Consider the following 18,372-nt stretch of genomic DNA (forward strand, 5'->3'; position numbering starts at 1 on the left):
ATTCACGAGTAAAAGTACAAAACTCACGAGTAAAAGCGTAAAATTCACGAGTAAATCAGCAAAACTACGAATAAAAGTAAAATGTTTGCAGGAAATTCTCCTGAAATTAAAAAGCGATGCCCCCGGAATTCTGGGGGCATCTTCATTATCATCTTTTCCTAGGGGAATAATCCAATTCCTTAAATAGTTCCGTCAATTCATCCTCGGTCAGATCGCGCCATTGTCCGATCGCCAGTCCGTCCAGATGGATGTTCATGATCCGGATTCGATGTAAATCACGGACTTCATAACCTAGTGCGGAACACATACGGCGGATTTGCCTGTTCAGCCCTTGCATTAAAGTGATGTTAAATGTGTATTTGGTCAACTGCTCAACTTTACAAGGAAGTGTTTTTGTATCCAAAATCTCCACTCCGGATGACATATCTTTAATGAAGGAAGCGGTAAGTGGCTTATCTACGGTTACGATGTATTCTTTTTCATGCTTGTTTTCTGCACGAAGGATTTCATTAACGATATCTCCGTCATTTGTAAGAAGGATCAGGCCGCTTGAGTCTTTGTCCAGCCGTCCGATATGAAAAATGCGAAGCGGATGATTTACAAAATCAACGATGTTCCCTTTTATGTGTTTTTCGGTCGTACTTGTAATCCCTATCGGTTTATTCAGTGCAATATAGACATTTTGCTGTTCGACTTTTATCGGCTTGCCGTCCACCCGGACATCATCGCCGGGTTCAGCTTGACTGCCGAGCTCAGCTACAATGCCATTAATCGTCACACGTCCCTCGGCTATCCATTTGTCTGCGCCTCGTCGCGAGGTAATTCCGGATTCACTGATAAATTTATTGATCCTCAACTAAAGCACACCTTTACATTCAGATTTTCTTCTTTAAAGGATAACGTAAATCATGGTGCATAGACAAGGGGAAAAGAGAAGAAAGCGTTAGTTGATGAGTATCACTGGATGCCCTTTACATGTTCTTCGTGACAGCTGACGGATCTGCTTTTTTCTTTTTGCTTGTCAGGTAGACCCCGAGGAAAACAAGGAGGCCACCTAGGGTTTGGATGATCGTAATCGCATGACCCAAAATAAGGCTAAGAATGGCTGTAAATACTGCAATCAGATTTAGATAAATCCCAGCCTGGCCGGCATTGATATGACGAAGGGAAATATTCCAGAAAATAAATGACCCGACAGAAGGGAAAATCCCGATATATAAGAGACCGATGATGGCTTTACTGCTTAAATCAAGGTTCATTCCCGAGCCAATGGCAAATGGAGCAATGAGAATCAATCCGAGAAATACGGAAACGGCAGTGGCTGAGATGATCGGAATGTTTTTCAATTTTTTCCCGATTATAGAATAGAAGGTCCAAACGAGAATAGCCAGGATCATCAATAGGTCGCCTTTATTATAAGTGAGCTGGAATATATCCAGAAGGTGTCCTTTTGTCAAGACCAATAAAACGCCGAATAAAGATATGATAAGTCCGAGTGAATGGAGGGATGAAATTTTCTCCTTTAACAGCAAAGCGGAAAAAAGAACAATTAATGCAGGGTTCATGGAATTGACAAGAGCGGCATTCATGGAAGTTGTATAGGTCAGAGCCCAATAAAGGAAAAAATTATAACTGATGATCCCGAGCACACCCATGACTAATAACAATTTCCAGGCTTTCCATACACTCTTCCAGTCTGGCTTTTCAATCCATTGCGCTAAAGGAAACAATAAGAAAACGGCGATTAGCCATCGCGTAAATGTTAGTTGGATCGGGGAAAGTTCGGTCACAACGTACTTTCCGAATATATAATTACCGGCCCAGAACAAATTTGCCAAGATAAGAAATAAAATAACAATAGATTTTTTCATCTGACTGCCTCTTCCTCAATTTATGGAATATTCACTAAATATAGCAGAATGGGGGTTTCTAAACAATATATGGGACCAGGATAAAAAGGCCGTTCAACTTGAGCTGAACAGCCTTTTCACACATCTTTATTAAGCGAAAATGGCACTGATTTCGGCGATTTCATCCATGGTTAGATCGACGTCCAATGCTTGTAGGTTGCGTGTGACCTGTTCCGGTTTCTTCGCTCCGGGAATCAGTACATCTATCGAGTGCCTAGTTAAATACCAAGCTAGTACGACATCGGCGACATCGGTATGCTTCCTTTTGGCGATCGCCCGAACTTCTTCCACTTTTTGCAGGTTGCTTACAAAGGCTTGTCCTTGGAAAAGCGGACTTTTTGCCCGGCCGTCTTCGAATGTTGATTCCTGATTATATTTGCCGCCGAGCAAACCGGAAGCAAGGGGGAAATAAGGAATGAAGGAAATATTATTTTCGGCTGTATATGGCAGCAGGTCTTGTTCTGCCTCCCGTTTGAATAGATTGTATTCGGATTGCAGGACATCGACATAGCCGTCTTTATTCGCTTCCTTCAATTGTTCGAACGAAAAGTTAGAGACGCCGATTGACTTTATCTTGCCTGCATCCTTCAATTCCTTTAAGGCACCTACTGCTTCATCTTTAGGGGTATCACCATCAGGGAAATGGATATAGAATAAGTCGATGTAGTCTGTTTGGAGCCTTTTTAGACTCGAGTCCACGGCATTTTTCAGAAAAGCGGGAGAGTTATCAAAAACGATGCTCCCATCGACAAATTTGTGTGCTCCTTTGGTGGCAAGGACTATGCCTTCGCGTTTGCGACTCTCTTTAAGGATTTCACCGATAAGTTCTTCTGAACGTTCAGGACCGTAAATGTAAGCTGTATCCCAAAAGTTGATTCCTTCTTCCAATGCCGTTCTCAAAACATCCCTTCCTGTATCCTCACTTAGATTAGGGAAAAGGTTATGTCCGCCAATTGCATTCGTGCCAAGGCCAATCGGGTTTACATACAGATCTGTTTTACCAATACGGGTTTGCTTAGACATATTACTTATCATCTCCTTTGACTCCATCATAACAAAAATTCGGTGCCGATTTCCAAAATAAAGCAATGGGGGTGTGTACAAAATAAGCAGATGACCGGTAAAATCACCTGCTTACTTCATTATTATAGTGTTTCGATTTCCATCTCCTCAGCTGGAGCTGTTTGTCCGATTTGACTGAGCAGAATGCCAAGGGCTGTACCGACGAGAGCAGGGATGACCCACTCCATGCCGTAAGCGGAAAGGGGAAGGACATCAGTCAAGGTTTGTACGGGTCCTAATTGTAAGCCGAAAGCATTCAGCCCATCCATCAAGGCGAAAACTCCTGTGAAAGTCATTGCACTGCGATAAACCTTCTTCGGGTTTTTGAAATGACGGCTGAAGAATGTCAGGACAATCAGGACGATCGTTAGCGGATAAGCCATCACAAGGAATGGTACCGATACTTTCAGAATTTGATTCAGACCCATATTTGAAAGGATGAAACCTACGATTGTTACAATCAGAATGACGGTTTTATATTTCAGCCTTGGGAAAAGTTTTGAGAAATACTGTCCGCAAGCAGTCGTCAACCCGACAACGGTGGTGAAGCATGCCAAAGTGAAAATGATGCCAAGAAGGACCTTCCCGCCGGTTCCTAGTAAAAGGGTGGATGCGACAGTGAGGATATCCGTTCCGTTTTCGAATGACCCGCCGGCCGCCATGCGTGCTCCCATTACACCTAAGGAGATATAAACTAAAGAAAGCAAAACGCCAGCGATGAGACCCGCTTTTACTGTATATCTCGTCAATTGTTTTCGTTCGGAAATCCCCCTTTGCTGGATTGAAGTAAGGATGACGATTCCAAAGGCCAAGGCAGCTAGAGCATCCATCGTGTTGTAGCCTTCGATGAACCCTTTTGAAAAGGCTCCTGCAGCATATGCTTCGGTTGGAGCTTGGAAAGGAGCATCAAGCTTTACGAACCCGACGACACAGAGAATGACCATGGACAAAAGTAGAACGGGCGTGATCCAGCGTCCCATGAAGGTTTCCATTTTTTCCGGGTTCAATGAAATGGCATAAACGATGATGAAAAATATGGTTGTGAACATGAATAGAAATAGTGGTTGATCCACAGAGTCGCCAAGATACGGCTTGAAGCCCATTTCATAGGCAACATTCGCATTCCGCGGAATGGCCAGAAACGGCCCGATGCTTAAATAGATTACGACCATGAACAACGTGCTGAATAGGGGATGTACTCGGGCACCGATGGTTTGTGCCCCGCCTTTAACAAGTGAGACTGCAAGAAGCACCAAAATTGGCAGGCCGACTCCGGTGGCGACAAAACCGGCAATGGCTGGCCAGAAAGAAGTTCCAGAAGATGCTCCTAAAAATGGAGGGAATATGAGATTCCCGGCTCCGAAGAACATTGAGAAAAGCATAAGGCCGATAAATAATGTGTCTGTTTTTTTCATGGTGATTTCTCCTTTTTTTAAAATGATAACTCCCGCCGACTGGCCTGAAAAAGGCTAATTAAAGTGTTTTGTGCAAATAAAAAACTCGCCCCTGAAAAATCAGGGACGAGTTTGTGCTCGCGTTACCACCCATATTCCGCACTTCAAAGAAGCTGCGGCACTCAGTCAACGTACGAATTCATACGTGATCCATTGTAACGGCGGAAACCCGTCAAAGCCTACTGCATTTTCAGCTTTGCATCTCAGAGATGATTTTCGGATAGGCCTTGGACATCGACTTCCACCACATGTCGACTCTCTGTGGAACAGGGTTCTCATCTTACTCTTTCTCTTCATAGATTTTTTAATATAAAGATAATTTAGCAAATTCTGATTATGAAGTCAACATAATTTATCATTAATCCTTTTAAAGGAGCAGGAAATTAGTCCCTATTTGGCGAAACCTCCTTTATTAAGAGTGTTTTTTGAAGAAGAATAGGATATTACTCCCTATTATCTTTCTAATCGCAACTATATTATAATAGAAGCAGAACACTAAAGGAGACAACAGTATGTCTGAAAACAAAAAATTAAGCCTGGCGGATGCAGTCAAACAAAAACTGGCTCAAAAGCAAGCGGGATCAAGTAAAGATAAACTGGAAACAGGCGTTGTGAAGAAAACGAAACAGCTTAAAAGCCAGTTGACCAAAAAGCCGAATAACCAACGTAAGCGTACAGGGGTATAATCCTAATTCGTCAAAGGACAAGTACTGTTCGGAGCTTATCATTGAGCAGTTACCTTTTATGAATGAGGGAACTGCTTTTTTATATGAATGCAAAATTGGTGATTAAGTAATGGAAGAGGCAGGGTGATTTTGTTTTTTACCGTTTATAGGTAAGTTGGAGGGCTGGGCTTCTGGTCATTTAGAGGGATGAAGAATGGTTCGCTCACTTCTAGCTGATATGTGGTAAAGCTAGAAAAACATATTTTCTCGAAAATGGAAATGACATCTTTGTATCGGTTTATTAAAAACATTACAGTTCCAGTTGTTTCTGTTTTAAAATTGTAAGAGTGGTGACATGTTGTTACCATATTGTTTTGCTAAAATAACATTTTAAGGTTTTGTAAATGATTTTTTAACTAAAGGAACCTATAAATTGAATATTAGGTCTGCTATAAGTCTAATAGAATCAGTGATTACCCTTTAATTGAAAATATGAAATATATCGGAGGAATAAAGATGGACGAACGTCTGATCGGAAAAAAATATTATGAAACGATGCTTGAGGATACAAGGAAGCACCCCATTCAAGCTTTGGGTGAAATGTTTCTCGTGGAACAAAAAAAGGAAAGATCCGATTTAACCGCAATTAGATTTGCTCAAGGAGAGGTATATTTTCAGCACCATGACTATGAAGCAGCCATTTTTAAATGGGAAAACATAGAAGGGGAACTTGGTTCATGGGCGAAGAAAAACATCGCTGATGCGTATTTTGAATTGGAAATGTATTCAACCGCAGAGGATATCTATAAATCCGTCGATACGGATGAAGCTGTCTTGAAAACAGAAGTTCTTTTGCAGCTGTTTTCCCTGTACATAGTGGAATCGAGAAATGATTTGGCTTCCAAAGTCGTGAAAGAAGCAGTCGAGTTTCAACCGGACTACCCGAATGTCACGGAAATCGCACGCGCCTTTTTTGAAGAGCAAAAGGATTGGAACAGTGCGGTGGTATTAGCGGCGAATGAAAGTATCCGTACAGAGTCAATGGGCTGGTTCGATGTGCTGAAAACGTATATCCAGCAGGGTGTTGCCCAATCGATGGAGCCGGATTATTTCTCAACTGTCCTTGGTTCGCTATACACACTCGACCAGGAACGTTTCGAGAAAATGACGGTTGCCCTTTGGAAAAATTATAAATATACGGATTCTTATTTCGAATGGTTAAGAGTGATTAATAATTTGATAGATACCATCGAATTGAACCATGCGGATGTATGGGATGAGCTTTCCGTCTATTACAGGGATGCGTATGCAGGTCTGTTAGAAGGAACGCATCTAATCAAAGAATTAAGTCCTGTCGTGCCAAGGTTGCTGGAAAACTGGCTCAAAATCGCAGACGGGGAGCTTTCGCTGTTTGCGGCGGCATCCACGTTGTCCTGGAATGAAATCTTCCCGGATACGGTCAATGCGCTGGTCATTCAGGATGCAGAGAGCCTGCTTTCGAAATCGCCTAAATTGGGAGGCGGACTGGAAGCGGGAGAGAAACTGTTCAATTCCATTATCCAGTGGGCTGAAGATAATGATTTAAGGGTTGGCAATAAGCTTAAATGGATGGTGGAGGGGCTTAAGGATACCAGGAATTTCAATCTCCTTCTTGCAGGAAGTACAGGAAATGGCAAGACATCCTTTATTCAGTCAATCGTTGGCGAGAGCATTGCTGCTGAGGACCATTCTTCCCTAGTCAGTGTCAAAGATGGGGATGATTTGGAAATCCTTGAAATTACCGATACAGATAGCAAAGTTGTCGAGGAGCTAACTGATTTGGATGAAACACGCCGTCAGCGCGGGACTATTGTCGATGTGACAATCATCAGTGACTACCTAAGAAATAATCATCTGCGGTTATTGGATACACCGGGGTTCAATGGGGAACAAAGCGTGGAATCCGATTTCCAAGGCTATTTACATGGCAGTGATGGCCTGATGTTCGTTCTTGACGCCCGGGCTCCTTTCACGGGCAGCGAAAGGGATCTGTTATTGGAAATTCAAATGATGGCTCCGAAACTGCCGATCCATTTCCTATTAAATAAAATGGATACGATATACAGTGATCAGGTCGCAGTCCGGATGGAAGACGAAACATGGGATAAAGTGAATGCATATTTCCCGAATGCGAAAGTGTTCGCTTTCTCCAAACATTATGACAGCAGGCAGCAATTGAAGGACCTTTCAGCCTTCCTTCAATCGAATTATCAAGATGATAATTGGAAGGAAAGAAGATCTGAAAAAATCCTGGCATTCATTCGTAAAACTTTATCTTATCTATTAGAAAAACGGACAGCCAATGAGCGGAAATGCGAGCATTCCATCTCGTGGAATGAGCAGATGGAAGTCAAACTGAATGGAGCGGTCAATCAACTGGCTGATCTGGAAAAAGAAAAAAGTGAAAATATCATAAGGTCGTATCGTTCGCTTAAGGACGAAGTGAAAAGTCAGCTTTATTCAAAAATTCCTGAATTACTGAGGGATTGCTCTAAATCGTTAACGGAAAGCAGTGATTTCAGTCAGGTCCATGTACAGTTAAACCAGGAAATGAATGAGCGGATTCAAAACTTCATTTCTGACAAGATCATGCCTCAATATTACCGTTCTCTTCAAGACTGGATTGCCAGTTCCCAAATGGAGTTCTCACAAAGCCAGCAGTTCATGGATGAGATGAGTGCCGGATTCAATGAATTATACAAAGAAGAACGGATTACACTGGCAGGTGACTTCAGGGTGTTGGATGACTGGCGTCGTGATGCCGACCGGATGACAAGCAGTATCCGCATCGAAAACGTTAATATCCTTTTGCGCAGGACTCCATCACAATTGCTGCTTAAAGGAGCAGGGAAGCTATTTGGGGCGATACCGCAAAATAAGGCCAATATGTACAATCGTTACAAGAAATACCTGGAAAGTGAAGATTACCTGGATGTTGCCGAAATGATCACGGAACGTTTTCTAACCCAATTTGGATTGTTTGAAAAATCATTGGATCGGGACATCTCACTTTTCTATCGCAGTTCATTTGCCTTACTTCAAAAAACGATAGAGCAGACGCAGACTGAAATAAAAGACTACCAGGCTGCATTGGAGCATATGAAAGAAAATCCTGAGGTTTACCGTGATCCGATCACGTTGTTCGAAGTGAAATTAAGGCAGTTGGAGAGGCTTGAAAAAATCGAGAAAAAGCGTCTAGCCCAGCTTCAAAGAAAATAAAAATAACGGGAAACATTTCAAATATTCAAAAATCTATTGACTTTACGACTATATCCCTATAAAGTGATAATTACGAAAACGTAACACAATATATCTCTTATCAAGAGTGGCGGAGGGACTGGCCCTAAGATGCCCAGCAACCGTTCCATTAGGAATTGGTGCTAAATCCTGCAAAACAGAAATGTTTTGACAGATAAGAGAGGGAAAAGTCTGCAAAACAGCCGATTAAACCTCTCTATATTAGAGAGGTTTTTATTTTGGGATTTACACCGACTTAACTGATAAGACTAATGAGAAAACATGGAGGGAAACAAGATGAGAAGGTCTATTAAAGGGATATTCATTTCTGCCATCGCTTCGGCTTTGCTTTTAACGGGTTGCTCTGCAGGGCAGAGTTCCACAGAATCGAAGAAAGAAGAAAAAGTATCATTTGAAAATGTCCCGGAGAGATTTGCTGATGGCGATGGAGCCAAAATCAAGGTGATCCGTAAAATTGGCGGTGATGATCATACTGCCCAATACCTGGCGGGGGCGAAAGAAGAAGGAGAAGCACTGGGGTTTCAAGTGGATACGTACACAGCCAATGGTGATACGGCTAAATTCCATGATGCGATAGCACAGGCTTTGGAGGAAGATTACGACGGCTATATCATTTCACATGGTGATGATGCCGCAACTGTAAATGACGTTCAGAAGTTGGTTGATGCAGGTAAAAGCGTTGTCACATTCGATTCAATAAGCGATCTATCTAAAATAGAGGGCGTGACATTAACTTCACAAGATGATGAAGCGCTGGCAACACTGGCTTTCGATAAACTGATAAAAGAACAGAAAGGTGAAGCGGCAATTGCATATCTTTGGGTGGATGGTTTTCCTCCAATGGTAAGAAGAAATGCAGTCTATCAGGAAAAATTAAAAGAAAATCCTGGGATTAAAGAAGTCGAAAGATTCGGAGTGGCATCCGCTGATACTTCGGTGCAGACACAAAATGCTGTAGCCGCAATGCTGAATAAATACCCTAAAGGTAAATTGGATGCCATTTTCGCAACATGGGATGCCTTTGCTATCGGTGCAGCCCGGGCGATTAAAGAAGCGGGCCGCGATGAAGTAAAGATATATGGAATTGATGTTTCGAACGCAGATCTCCAGGAGATCCAATCGGCTGATAGCTCATGGTCCTACACGGCAGCAGTCGATCCCAAGTTGATCGGTGCAGTGAATATGAGGATATTGGCTAAAAAATTAGCTGGCGAAGAAACGCCGCAAACATATGATTTGGAGGCATCACTTATTTCGCAAAAGCAAATCCAAGCTTCAAAAGAAGCGGTAAACATGGCAAACCTGTCTGATATTGTCGATGGCTGGGGGGTATCGACGGAATTTGAAGAAGATTGGATGAAGGTTTTGAAAGATCATTATAAAAAATAAAAAGAGACACTCTCTTTCCAGCGAAGGGAGTGTCTGTTCTATAAGGGGGAATGGACATGGGCAAGCAACTAGAAATGAAGAAGATTTCGATTGAATTTCCGGGGGTGAAGGCGCTGAGTGATGTTGATTTTTCCGTACAATCAGGAACAGCCCACGCATTGGTCGGTGCAAACGGAGCAGGGAAATCGACGTTAATGAAAGTTTTATCGGGAGCCCATGTTCATTATTCAGGTGACATTTTTATTGATGGGATGAAGTGGGATATCCGCTCGCCAAAAGCTGCTCAGGGACAGGGCATTCAAATAGTTTATCAGGAAGTGGATACCGCCCTCATCCCTTATTTAACAGTTGGGGAAAATGTAATGTTGAATGATATGGTCCAAAACATGGGAAAAAAACAAAGGGTACAATGGAAAGAACTGCACAACAAAGCCACTTCTATTCTTGAAGATATGAAAATTCATGTCCCTTCGAAAAAGCTGGTTAGAGACCTTACCTTGGCTGAAAAACAGATGGTCCTGATAGCAAGAGCCGTTTCGACAGAATGCAAATTCCTGATTCTCGACGAGCCAACTGCTCCGTTAAGTCATACGGAGACGACGGAACTTTTTCGAATTGTAAATGAGTTAAAGCAAAAAGGCGTGGCAATCATTTTCATTTCACATTGTCTGCCTGAGATTTTTGAAATCTGTGAGGAAATTACGATCATGAGGAATGGGGAGCGTGTCACTTGTCGAAAAATCGAGGACATAACCCGTACCGAAGTGGTAGAGAACATGCTCGGGAAAACCATGGATGAACAGTTTCCTGAAGTGAATGCTTCGATTGGAGACGTAATTCTGGAAGTGAACGGATTGTCAGATGCCGAGAAAGTTAAGAATGTCAGTTTGAATATTAAAGCAGGAGAGATAATCGGCTTGGCTGGGTTGGTCGGGGCTGGGAAAACGGAGCTGTGTAAAACCCTTTTCGGTCATACGTCCATCACAGCGGGTGAAGTCATCCTGAATGGTCGAAAGCTTTCTCTGAAATCACCGCATGAAGCAGTAAAAAGCGGGCTGGCACTTGTACCTGAGGAACGCAGGAAAGAAGGGGTCCTTGTACAGGAATCAGTCTCGGCAAACTTGACTGCAGCCAGTCTCGGCAAATTCTGCAAAACATTCAGTGTCGTCGATCGTAAGGCGGAAAAGGAAAAGGCGAAGGAAATAATCGCAATTCTCGGCATTAAAACTCCTTCAGGGGAAGTGAAGGTCGAAAACCTATCCGGTGGTAACCAGCAAAAAGTTGCCATTGGAAAATGGCTTATGGCAGATGCGGATGTATACATATTCGATGAACCAACGAAAGGGGTCGATGTCGGAGCCAAGAAGGATATATTCGAATTGATTGCAAAGCTTGCAAGGAATGGAAAAGCGATCATTTATGCATCCTCCGAGGTTTCCGAAATCATTGGCATTACGAACCGGACCTATGTGTTATATGACGGGAGCACTGTCATCGAATTAGAAACAAGCAAAACGAATGAAGAAGAACTACTATTCTATTCAACAGGAGGTAAATAGGATGAGCATACCCATTCCTGTTACACAGACAGCGAAAGCGAAGAAAAAGGTGGAACTATTCGACTTTTTCTATAAATACGGCACAATATTGACGATTATCATTCTGATTGGAATTTTCGCCGTATCCAATCCATCTTTCATCCAAACGTCTAACCTGATAAACATCCTGCGTTCCATTTCAATCGTGACCATTATTGCGATCGGCATTACGATATCACTGACCGTGGATGGCTTCGACCTTTCCGTGGGCTCCGTCGCATCATTGGCCAATGCCATCGTCATCTCGATGTTTGTCTGGTTTTCCCAGGATACATTCATCGCCATATTAGCTGCGGTCGGTGCCTCACTTTTCGTAGGGGCTTTGAATTCATTCATGATCGTTAAATTAAGAATTCCCGACATGCTGATGACATTGGCTACCATGTTCATTATTCAGGGAATTGCCCTTACTTATACAAAAGGGGCCACGGTTTCGCAAAATATGGTCATGCCCGACGGGACATTCGCAACAGGACTGATCAGCCCGTTTTTCGCCAAAATTGGCCAAGTACCATGGATAATCCTGATCATGGCCGTCATTGTGATAGCGACCCATATCTTTTTGACTTATACGAAGCACGGTCGTTATATGTACATTATTGGGGGGAATAAGGAAGCAGCGAGACTTTCCGGGATATCGGTTAATAAATACAAAATACTTGCCTATCTGATTTCAGCTCTATTTGCTGCAATCGGGGGAATTGTCCTTGCTTCAAGGGTCATGACATCGGAAATCAATTCAGGATCCCCCTATTTAATGGATGCCGTTGCAGCAGCCTTCATTGGTTCCTCCGTTTTAGGAGCGGGAAAACCGAATGCCTTTGGAACCTTCATCGGTGCAGTCCTGATCGGAATCCTTCAAAATGGGCTGATCATGATGTCCGTTCCGTATTACGCGATGGATATCGTCAAAGGAACAGTGCTGGCCCTTGCGCTCGCGGTAACCTATTACAAGCAAAAACATTAAAATGTATTCGTTGCGTTACTCTACAAAAATCCAAAAAAAATCCTGTTGTAATGCAACAGGATTTTTCCTTTTTAAAAAGGGATGGGTTAAGGAGATCGTCATCATTTTACTTACGCTAAAATGGTGGCAGGAGCACTTTTTGAACCCTCATTGTTGGAGTATAAAGATTGACCGCAATTGTAATTTTTATAGGAACCTTATTTACCTTTTAATAAGATTGATAATGATCTATTGTAAAGTATGAACATTCATATCATATACTTATCTAAAGGAGAGTGTAGACTTATGCGCGAAACCTGTGTTCCGGCAGGTGTGAAACCGAATGAAACTGGCTTTGGATATACGCTGTCCTTGATAGGCGGCAAATATAAAATGATCATAATGTATTGGCTGTCTGAAAATAAGGTCATGCGTCATAATCAGCTGAAGCGAAGTATCGGTACCATTTCCTTTAAAACGCTAAGCATCATGTTAAAAGAGTTGGAGGCAGACGGCCTTATCATACGCAAGGAATTTCCCCAAATACCTCCAAAAGTAGAATATTCATTATCTGAACGTGGTCTATCTCTCATCCCATTGTTAAATATGATGTGCGAGTGGGGAGAGAAAAACAGTTTGCCAGTTCAGGAGACTAAACAGCAGTAGGTGTAGCTATTTTGATTAAATCAAAAGAAGTATTTCCCTGACAAGGAAATACTTCTTTAATGAACTGCCTATTAAAGGTTATCGACAAAATTCAAATAATCTTGTGCGCTTTTTTCCAATTCGCTCACGGATGGCTCATTTTCAGCACCATAAAACGCAAAGAATGAACGATAATCTGCATTGCAGTAAAGGAAGGTAGTTTCAAAGGGAGATAATAAATGTTCAAGTGTATAGCGATATCTTCCTTCTTCACTATAATCCTCTTTGTTAATTCCGGCAGATACAGCTAAAGCAGCTTTGCGATTCTTTAATTTATCCCCTCCATTTGAACCATAAGCCCAACCATAAGTAAAAACATCGTCAAGCCATCTTTTTAGGAGAGGCGGACAATTAAACCAATAAAAAGGGAACTGTAAAACAAGATTACTATGCGATTCGATTAATTGCTGTTCTTTTTCCGCATTAATGTTTCCGTCAGGGTAAACCTTATACAATTCGTGTACTGTATACTTTTCCGGATATTTCCTTAGCGCTTCTACCCATCGCTTATTTATGAGGGATGTTTCTAGACTGGGGTGTGCTACGATAACAAGAGTTTTCAAAGATTTCTCCTCCTTAATTATTATTTATTTTAAGTATAAATTGCACTCTGCAAGTACGTAAGTATGCACTTTTAGTATAGGTACTTACCTAAAGGAGAGTGTTAAATCAGGTATAACTAAAAAAACAATCTGTAAATTCCAATATGAGGAAGATGTTAATAAGGGAAACTTAAAAGGTCAGATAGACCCGCTCATCCTGTCACTTTTACATAGGAGGGATATGTACGGCTTTGAATTAGCCAAAAATTGTTCGTGAAGAAAATATTACAGACTTACATCAGTGGGTGAAGAAGGCTTTAAACAAAAGCGCCTGGAATGGGAATTTGTAAGAGATGTGATTGATTCCTTTTTAGATTGGGGGAAATAAGGAAGCGGCTAGACTTTCCGGGATATCAGTTAATATCTATCTATTTCAGCTTTATTTGCTGCAATCGGGGGAATTGTCCTTGCTTTAAGGGGCATGAAATCGGAAATCAATTCAGGATTCCGCTATTAATACCGTCGCGGCAGCCTTCATTGGGTTCCTCCGTTTTAGGAGCGGGAAAACCGAATGCCTTTGAAACCTTCATCGGTGCAGTCCTGATCGGAATCCTTCAAAATGGGCTGATCATGGATGTCCGTTCCGTATTATGCGATGGATATCGTCAAAGGAACAGTTCTTGCCCTTGCGCTCGCGCTCGCGGTAACCTACTACAAGCTAGCTAAAACACTAAAGTTTTACGAAAGATTAAGAAGAAAGAGGAAGAGGGTTCTTTTTAACCCTCTTTCCAATACACTCACTATATTTTGTTTTTATAAATGACTTTGTTAACATCGTGTCTTACTGTTTTGTGACCTTCTTTCATTCCTTTCCCCATGGCAATAAGCATAACATCTAAATACCTATCGGAAATGTTTAAGGCTGACTTTAATTGTTCGGAATCATACCCGGACATTGTAATGGTTTCAAGACCTGCCTCGTTCGCCAATAAAACTAACGACATTGACGCCAGGCTTGCGTCTCTTATTAATTCAACCTTTAAATCTTCTTTTGATTTATTTAGATAATAATTGATTGCCGCGTTTGTTAGATAATCTCTTACTGATGCGTCAAAATAACCTTTTTGAAATTCATCCTCATGTATCATTATGATATTTTCTTTTTCAAATGCTTGATAATCACCTAGTATAACAACCAGTACTGAGGCTTCAATTACCTGTTGTTGATTAAAAGCGATGGGCAGTAACAAATTCTTTAAATATGGTTCATCTATAACCAGGTATCGTGTTGCTTGAATATTGTTTCCGTTAGGCGATTTACTGGCTCCTTCAATAAGTGTCGCCAACGTTTCTGGACTAATTTTATAATGGGGATCATACTGCCTTACGGAACGTCTTTTTTCTATAGTCTCTCTTACACTCATCGTGTTCACTCCCAATGTTATATTTGCTTTATAATCAGAGTATAATGGACCCATGATGTAGAAGAAAATAACGCACAATAAAGTGGCATAGCCACCTTTATGTGCCTATTCAGGAGGAATGAGGAATGAAGAGTCTAAATACGGGAATAAATATTTTCATGAATACTGTAGGAGGAAAGTGGAAATGCTTAATTCTCTTTTTTCTGAGTCAAAAACCAATGAGGACAAAAGAGTTTTATATTCTAATACCGGCCATAACCCAGAAAGTCTTGACCGACCAATTAAAGCAGCTGGAAAGAGATGGGCTTGTCCGAAGAGAAGTATATAAAGTAGTACCACCAAAAGTAGAATATAGTTTAACTGAGTTAGGTCAATCATTTGTACCTGTATTAAATACAATGTGTGAATGGGGCACTACATATGCAGTCGAACAAAACCTCGAAAGGCAAGATCAAATCTGTCGTCATCATAAATAAGTAAGATCTGCTTCAACTAAGGAGTGTTGATTTTTTTGACAAGTTCAGTAAGGCAAGCAGAATTTAATATTATTAGAGGAAATGTCTTGAAGATGACTTTTGGCATTCTCTCTAAAGATTGTATTAAACTAACAGGTGCTTTACTTTAAAGCTGCTTTGCCCCGCCCCGCTCTTTTTTAATGTAACGGTTAGTTGCATAAGATTTTTTTTGCTTTATAATTAGTACCAGGTGTTAATATCAAGTTATAAAATGATGCAATTCATACACACGAGGTGGCTATTCTATGTTCAAATCCAAAGCACGTATTACTGCGATAGGTTCGTATGTTCCTGAAAAAAGGTTAACAAATAAAGACTTAGAAAAAATGGTTGAAACCAATGATGAATGGATTGTTAAACGTACCGGTATTAAAGAACGAAGAATTGCACATGAAGAGGAGTTTACTAGTGATATCGGTTATAAAGCTGTAAAGGATTTAATGGAACGGTATGATAAATCTGTCGAAGATGTTGATATGATCATTGTCTGTACCTTTACTCCTGATTTCAACACTCCAAGTGTAGCATCTTTAGTCCAAGCAAAGCTAGGCATTAAGAATACTGGAGCTATTGATTTAAACGCTGCCTGTGCAGGATTTACTTATGGGCTGCATGTAGCTAATGGATTAGTAACATCGGGATTAAATAAGAAAATCCTAGTTATTGGAGCGGATACTTTATCAAAACTTATGGACTATGAAGATCGAGCCACTTGTATTTTATTTGGAGATGGCGGAGGAGCAGTTCTTGTAGAATATGATGAAAAACAGCCAAGTTTTCTTTCTTCACATTTATATTCGGAGGGTGAAGGCGGAAAACATTTATATAGTACAAACCTATCGACACGCATAAATGGTGAAGACTTAAATGATAGCGGCAACCTTGTACAAAATGGACGTGAGGTTTATAAATGGGCTGTCACGACCGTTCCAAAAGGAATGCAAACTGTGATGAAAAATGCTGAATATCAATTGAATGATGTTGATTGGTTCGTGCCGCATAGTGCAAATTTAAGAATGATCGAGTCAATATGTGAAAGAAGCGGCTTTCCAATCGAACGAACTTTATATAGCCTAGTGGAGTATGGAAATACTTCTTCAGCAACAATTCCATTATCTTTGGAAATAGGGATAAAAGAAGGGAAGCTCCGTGGTGGTGAGAAGGTTTTATTATATGGTTTCGGCGGTGGACTAGCTCAAGCTGGATTGCTTATCGATTGGACCCTATAAAGCTATTTTCTACAACTAATAATTTAGTTTGCACTTTAAGAAGGCCTCCGATTGGCTTCCTTCTTATGGTATGACTCTCCAGAGGTATGTCCCAACATCCTTTTTCAAAAACAGAACCTTTGAACTGAAGTGTACCCAAAATGTTAGGCATTTAGAGGGCATGAACCCGGTTTATCTACCGGGCTCATGCCTTTTAATTTTACTATGAACAGCTGATGATTGTAATAATGGATATATTCTAACTTTATTGGGTCAGATCAAAGGGTTCTAGAGTGGGTACATCCCGAACCATGATTTTAAAACTAAATAGGTTATACTTATTAATGTTTTATTGTTTTATGAAACCCTCATTAGATTGAAGAAATTTGCGACACTCCTGCCGAATAACTGTCTAGCCGAGACTCCGGAGGCGCTTGCGCCGAGGAGGCTTGGCAGACAGTCGGCGGAAAGGGAGCGGATTTCTGAAATCAACTGGAAGTTTTCATGTTTTTTCTTTCTGCAGCAGTTTCATAAAATTAAACGGAAAACCCTGATATATCAAGGTATTCCTCGGTGTCACTCATAGGTTGCATAGTATTGCGCTCATTACTATCTTTACTTTGCACGATTCATCTCACAATACTAGGAGAAGGAAAGGCGATGAACTCATTATGATTTTTAGCGAACGATTAAAAAAAGAACGGGAAAAAAGAAATTGGTCACAAAATGATCTTGCAGAGAAGATTCATGTGAGTCGCCAATCTGTGTCCAAATGGGAAACAGGAAAAAATTACCCAAGTATTGAGGTACTCATTAATCTGAGTGATTTATTTCAGATTACGGTAGATGAATTATTAAGGAGTGACGAGGAATTGAAAGAAAAAATAATACGGGAAAGTAAGCAGTTAGCATTTCCAAAAAGGAAAATGTTTTTTGATATCGTGTTAGTAATAGGAGCATTTTTATTAGTGTCTAAATTAATTATTTTTGGTCTTAACAAATTTGCTGGCACCGATATTACCATTTTAAAAAGCATGCCAGTTGTATCGAATTTTTTACCATTAGCTTTGATGGTTATTGGCGGCATCGGTTCGGATTATTTGAAGGATAAATATGTGGATTAAAAATACTCTCTTCTAAAAATGCATAGTGATTCCCAAGGGAATGAAACCCTTTTGTAAACTTGATCATAAAAGAACAGAACCTTTGAATTTCGGGTTCTGTTCCTATTTCTTATTTGAACTTTTGCACTTCTTCATTTCCCTCGAATTTGTTATCTTTCAATATGCCAATTTCTTCAATATGATTTCGTGCCGTTTCATCCCCTAATTTATAAATGAGGGCATAAAGCCTTTTCATGGCTGCATCGTATTTATCATTTGCCCGGTCATGATGATAGAGAAGGTAGGGCACATGTGATCGGGCATATGCCTCCAGGTCATCTGTCCGGTGTTCCTCCAAGCATTGTTTCAATTCTGCAAGTTCCTCATCAGTTGCGTGTACAGTGAAGCTCGGATTCTCTTCAAGTTTTTGTCCGAGTACGTCGCCGCTGACCAAATCGACATGGTAGGTCTGTTTTTCCTGTATCATTCTGCACATCACCCTTTCAAGCGTTTATCTATTCTGTACCACTATTTGTAAAAAGTTAATCATGAAA

17 protein-coding genes, 1 pseudogene, 1 riboswitch and 1 other annotated feature are annotated in these 18,372 nt (G+C 41.0%); of the genes and pseudogenes, 10 read left to right on the plus strand and 8 right to left on the minus strand.

All coding sequences use genetic code 11. The features are described from left to right. Positions 1-148: 148 nt before the first annotated feature. The 4 genes from rluF to brnQ all read right to left on the minus strand — a co-directional run bounded on the left by rluF (position 149) and on the right by brnQ (position 4,387). Entirely contained in the window at positions 149-856 is a 708-nt protein-coding gene (rluF, locus tag MKX49_RS00150; RefSeq protein ID WP_340874157.1) for a 23S rRNA pseudouridine(2604) synthase RluF, read from the minus strand. Positions 857-971: 115 nt separating this feature from the next. Beyond that, positions 972-1,871, minus strand: coding sequence for a DMT family transporter (locus MKX49_RS00155; protein WP_323596664.1), 900 nt, complete (start codon positions 1,869-1,871; stop codon positions 972-974). A 129-nt stretch (positions 1,872-2,000) separates the two neighbouring features. Then, complete coding sequence (locus tag MKX49_RS00160; protein WP_340874158.1) at positions 2,001-2,933, minus strand: aldo/keto reductase; 933 nt, start codon at positions 2,931-2,933, stop codon at positions 2,001-2,003. Between the two features lie 122 nt (positions 2,934-3,055). Further along, a complete protein-coding gene (gene brnQ / locus MKX49_RS00165) occupies positions 3,056-4,387 on the minus strand; it encodes a branched-chain amino acid transport system II carrier protein (protein ID WP_251542468.1) in 1,332 nt (443 codons plus the stop codon). A 98-nt stretch (positions 4,388-4,485) separates the two neighbouring features. Next, positions 4,486-4,732 (minus strand) — a binding site (T-box leader). A 206-nt stretch (positions 4,733-4,938) separates the two neighbouring features. Here brnQ and MKX49_RS00170 point away from each other — a divergent pair. From MKX49_RS00170 to MKX49_RS00195, 6 genes are all read left to right on the plus strand, one after another. After that, positions 4,939-5,112 (plus strand): hypothetical protein, encoded by a 174-nt coding sequence (locus MKX49_RS00170; protein ID WP_164468807.1) that lies wholly within the window; start codon positions 4,939-4,941, stop codon positions 5,110-5,112. A gap of 495 nt (positions 5,113-5,607) precedes the next feature. Beyond that, the gene (locus MKX49_RS00175; RefSeq protein ID WP_237766582.1) at positions 5,608-8,349 is read left to right on the plus strand and encodes a GTPase domain-containing protein; all 2,742 of its coding nucleotides are present in this window, start codon (positions 5,608-5,610) and stop codon (positions 8,347-8,349) included. A 94-nt stretch (positions 8,350-8,443) separates the two neighbouring features. Then, positions 8,444-8,549: riboswitch (SAM riboswitch) on the plus strand. Positions 8,550-8,664: 115 nt separating this feature from the next. Continuing rightward, a complete protein-coding gene (locus tag MKX49_RS00180) occupies positions 8,665-9,777 on the plus strand; it encodes a sugar ABC transporter substrate-binding protein (protein WP_048685529.1) in 1,113 nt (370 codons plus the stop codon). Between the two features lie 56 nt (positions 9,778-9,833). Further along, the gene (locus MKX49_RS00185; protein WP_340874159.1) at positions 9,834-11,336 is read left to right on the plus strand and encodes a sugar ABC transporter ATP-binding protein; all 1,503 of its coding nucleotides are present in this window, start codon (positions 9,834-9,836) and stop codon (positions 11,334-11,336) included. 1 nt (position 11,337) lies between these two features. After that, a complete protein-coding gene (locus tag MKX49_RS00190) occupies positions 11,338-12,342 on the plus strand; it encodes an ABC transporter permease (RefSeq protein WP_048685534.1) in 1,005 nt (334 codons plus the stop codon). A 285-nt stretch (positions 12,343-12,627) separates the two neighbouring features. Continuing rightward, positions 12,628-12,987, plus strand: a complete 360-nt coding sequence (locus tag MKX49_RS00195; protein ID WP_034305910.1) for a winged helix-turn-helix transcriptional regulator — start codon at positions 12,628-12,630, stop codon at positions 12,985-12,987. A 71-nt stretch (positions 12,988-13,058) separates the two neighbouring features. Here the strand turns inward: MKX49_RS00195 and MKX49_RS00200 are convergent, their stop codons facing one another. After that, entirely contained in the window at positions 13,059-13,589 is a 531-nt protein-coding gene (locus MKX49_RS00200; protein WP_063595312.1) for an NAD(P)H-dependent oxidoreductase, read from the minus strand. 353 nt (positions 13,590-13,942) lie between these two features. On the opposite strand from MKX49_RS00200, the pseudogene MKX49_RS00205 reads away from it, so the two are divergent. Continuing rightward, a pseudogene (locus MKX49_RS00205) lies at positions 13,943-14,286 on the plus strand (ABC transporter permease); the annotation flags it as partial. Between the two features lie 82 nt (positions 14,287-14,368). On the opposite strand, the gene MKX49_RS00210 reads toward MKX49_RS00205, so the two are convergent. After that, positions 14,369-14,992, minus strand: a complete 624-nt coding sequence (locus MKX49_RS00210) for a nitroreductase family protein (protein ID WP_048685545.1) — start codon at positions 14,990-14,992, stop codon at positions 14,369-14,371. 125 nt (positions 14,993-15,117) lie between these two features. On the opposite strand from MKX49_RS00210, the gene MKX49_RS00215 reads away from it, so the two are divergent. Further along, complete coding sequence (locus MKX49_RS00215) at positions 15,118-15,468, plus strand: winged helix-turn-helix transcriptional regulator (protein ID WP_034305903.1); 351 nt, start codon at positions 15,118-15,120, stop codon at positions 15,466-15,468. 284 nt (positions 15,469-15,752) lie between these two features. Then, on the plus strand, positions 15,753-16,736 hold the full coding sequence (locus tag MKX49_RS00220) for a ketoacyl-ACP synthase III (protein WP_063595309.1): 984 nt from the start codon (positions 15,753-15,755) through the stop codon (positions 16,734-16,736). A gap of 143 nt (positions 16,737-16,879) precedes the next feature. Here the strand turns inward: MKX49_RS00220 and MKX49_RS28325 are convergent, their stop codons facing one another. Then, the gene (locus MKX49_RS28325; RefSeq protein WP_445670150.1) at positions 16,880-16,984 is read right to left on the minus strand and encodes an IS3 family transposase; all 105 of its coding nucleotides are present in this window, start codon (positions 16,982-16,984) and stop codon (positions 16,880-16,882) included. Between the two features lie 402 nt (positions 16,985-17,386). On the opposite strand from MKX49_RS28325, the gene MKX49_RS00225 reads away from it, so the two are divergent. Next, positions 17,387-17,839: a helix-turn-helix domain-containing protein gene (locus MKX49_RS00225; protein ID WP_072272349.1), complete on the plus strand. Its 453-nt coding sequence runs from the start codon at positions 17,387-17,389 to the stop codon at positions 17,837-17,839. A gap of 109 nt (positions 17,840-17,948) precedes the next feature. On the opposite strand, the gene MKX49_RS00230 is transcribed toward MKX49_RS00225, so the two are convergent. Continuing rightward, a complete protein-coding gene (locus MKX49_RS00230) occupies positions 17,949-18,305 on the minus strand; it encodes a hypothetical protein (protein ID WP_048684962.1) in 357 nt (118 codons plus the stop codon). Between the last annotated feature and the right edge of the window lie 67 nt (positions 18,306-18,372).

This window comes from Peribacillus sp. FSL M8-0224 (genome assembly GCF_038003055.1).
Classification (GTDB): Bacteria; Bacillota; Bacilli; order Bacillales; family DSM-1321; genus Peribacillus; species Peribacillus frigoritolerans.

Excerpts from the sequence above, each read along its gene's own strand:
- MKX49_RS00195 (WP_034305910.1), top strand. The coding sequence starts at position 12,628 with ATGCGCGAAACCTGTGTTCCGGCAGGTGTGAAACCGAATGAAACTGGC.
- MKX49_RS00210 (WP_048685545.1), bottom strand. The coding sequence starts at position 14,992 with ATGAGTGTAAGAGAGACTATAGAAAAAAGACGTTCCGTAAGGCAGTAT.
- MKX49_RS00220 (WP_063595309.1), top strand. The coding sequence starts at position 15,753 with ATGTTCAAATCCAAAGCACGTATTACTGCGATAGGTTCGTATGTTCCT.
- MKX49_RS00175 (WP_237766582.1), top strand. The coding sequence starts at position 5,608 with ATGGACGAACGTCTGATCGGAAAAAAATATTATGAAACGATGCTTGAG.
- MKX49_RS00185 (WP_340874159.1), top strand. The coding sequence starts at position 9,834 with ATGGGCAAGCAACTAGAAATGAAGAAGATTTCGATTGAATTTCCGGGG.
- MKX49_RS00180 (WP_048685529.1), top strand. The coding sequence starts at position 8,665 with ATGAGAAGGTCTATTAAAGGGATATTCATTTCTGCCATCGCTTCGGCT.
- MKX49_RS00190 (WP_048685534.1), top strand. The coding sequence starts at position 11,338 with ATGAGCATACCCATTCCTGTTACACAGACAGCGAAAGCGAAGAAAAAG.
- MKX49_RS00225 (WP_072272349.1), top strand. The coding sequence starts at position 17,387 with ATGATTTTTAGCGAACGATTAAAAAAAGAACGGGAAAAAAGAAATTGG.
- MKX49_RS00170 (WP_164468807.1), top strand. The coding sequence starts at position 4,939 with ATGTCTGAAAACAAAAAATTAAGCCTGGCGGATGCAGTCAAACAAAAA.
- MKX49_RS00155 (WP_323596664.1), bottom strand. The coding sequence starts at position 1,871 with ATGAAAAAATCTATTGTTATTTTATTTCTTATCTTGGCAAATTTGTTC.
- MKX49_RS00160 (WP_340874158.1), bottom strand. The coding sequence starts at position 2,933 with ATGTCTAAGCAAACCCGTATTGGTAAAACAGATCTGTATGTAAACCCG.
- MKX49_RS00230 (WP_048684962.1), bottom strand. The coding sequence starts at position 18,305 with ATGATACAGGAAAAACAGACCTACCATGTCGATTTGGTCAGCGGCGAC.
- MKX49_RS00215 (WP_034305903.1), top strand. The coding sequence starts at position 15,118 with ATGAAGAGTCTAAATACGGGAATAAATATTTTCATGAATACTGTAGGA.
- brnQ (WP_251542468.1), bottom strand. The coding sequence starts at position 4,387 with ATGAAAAAAACAGACACATTATTTATCGGCCTTATGCTTTTCTCAATG.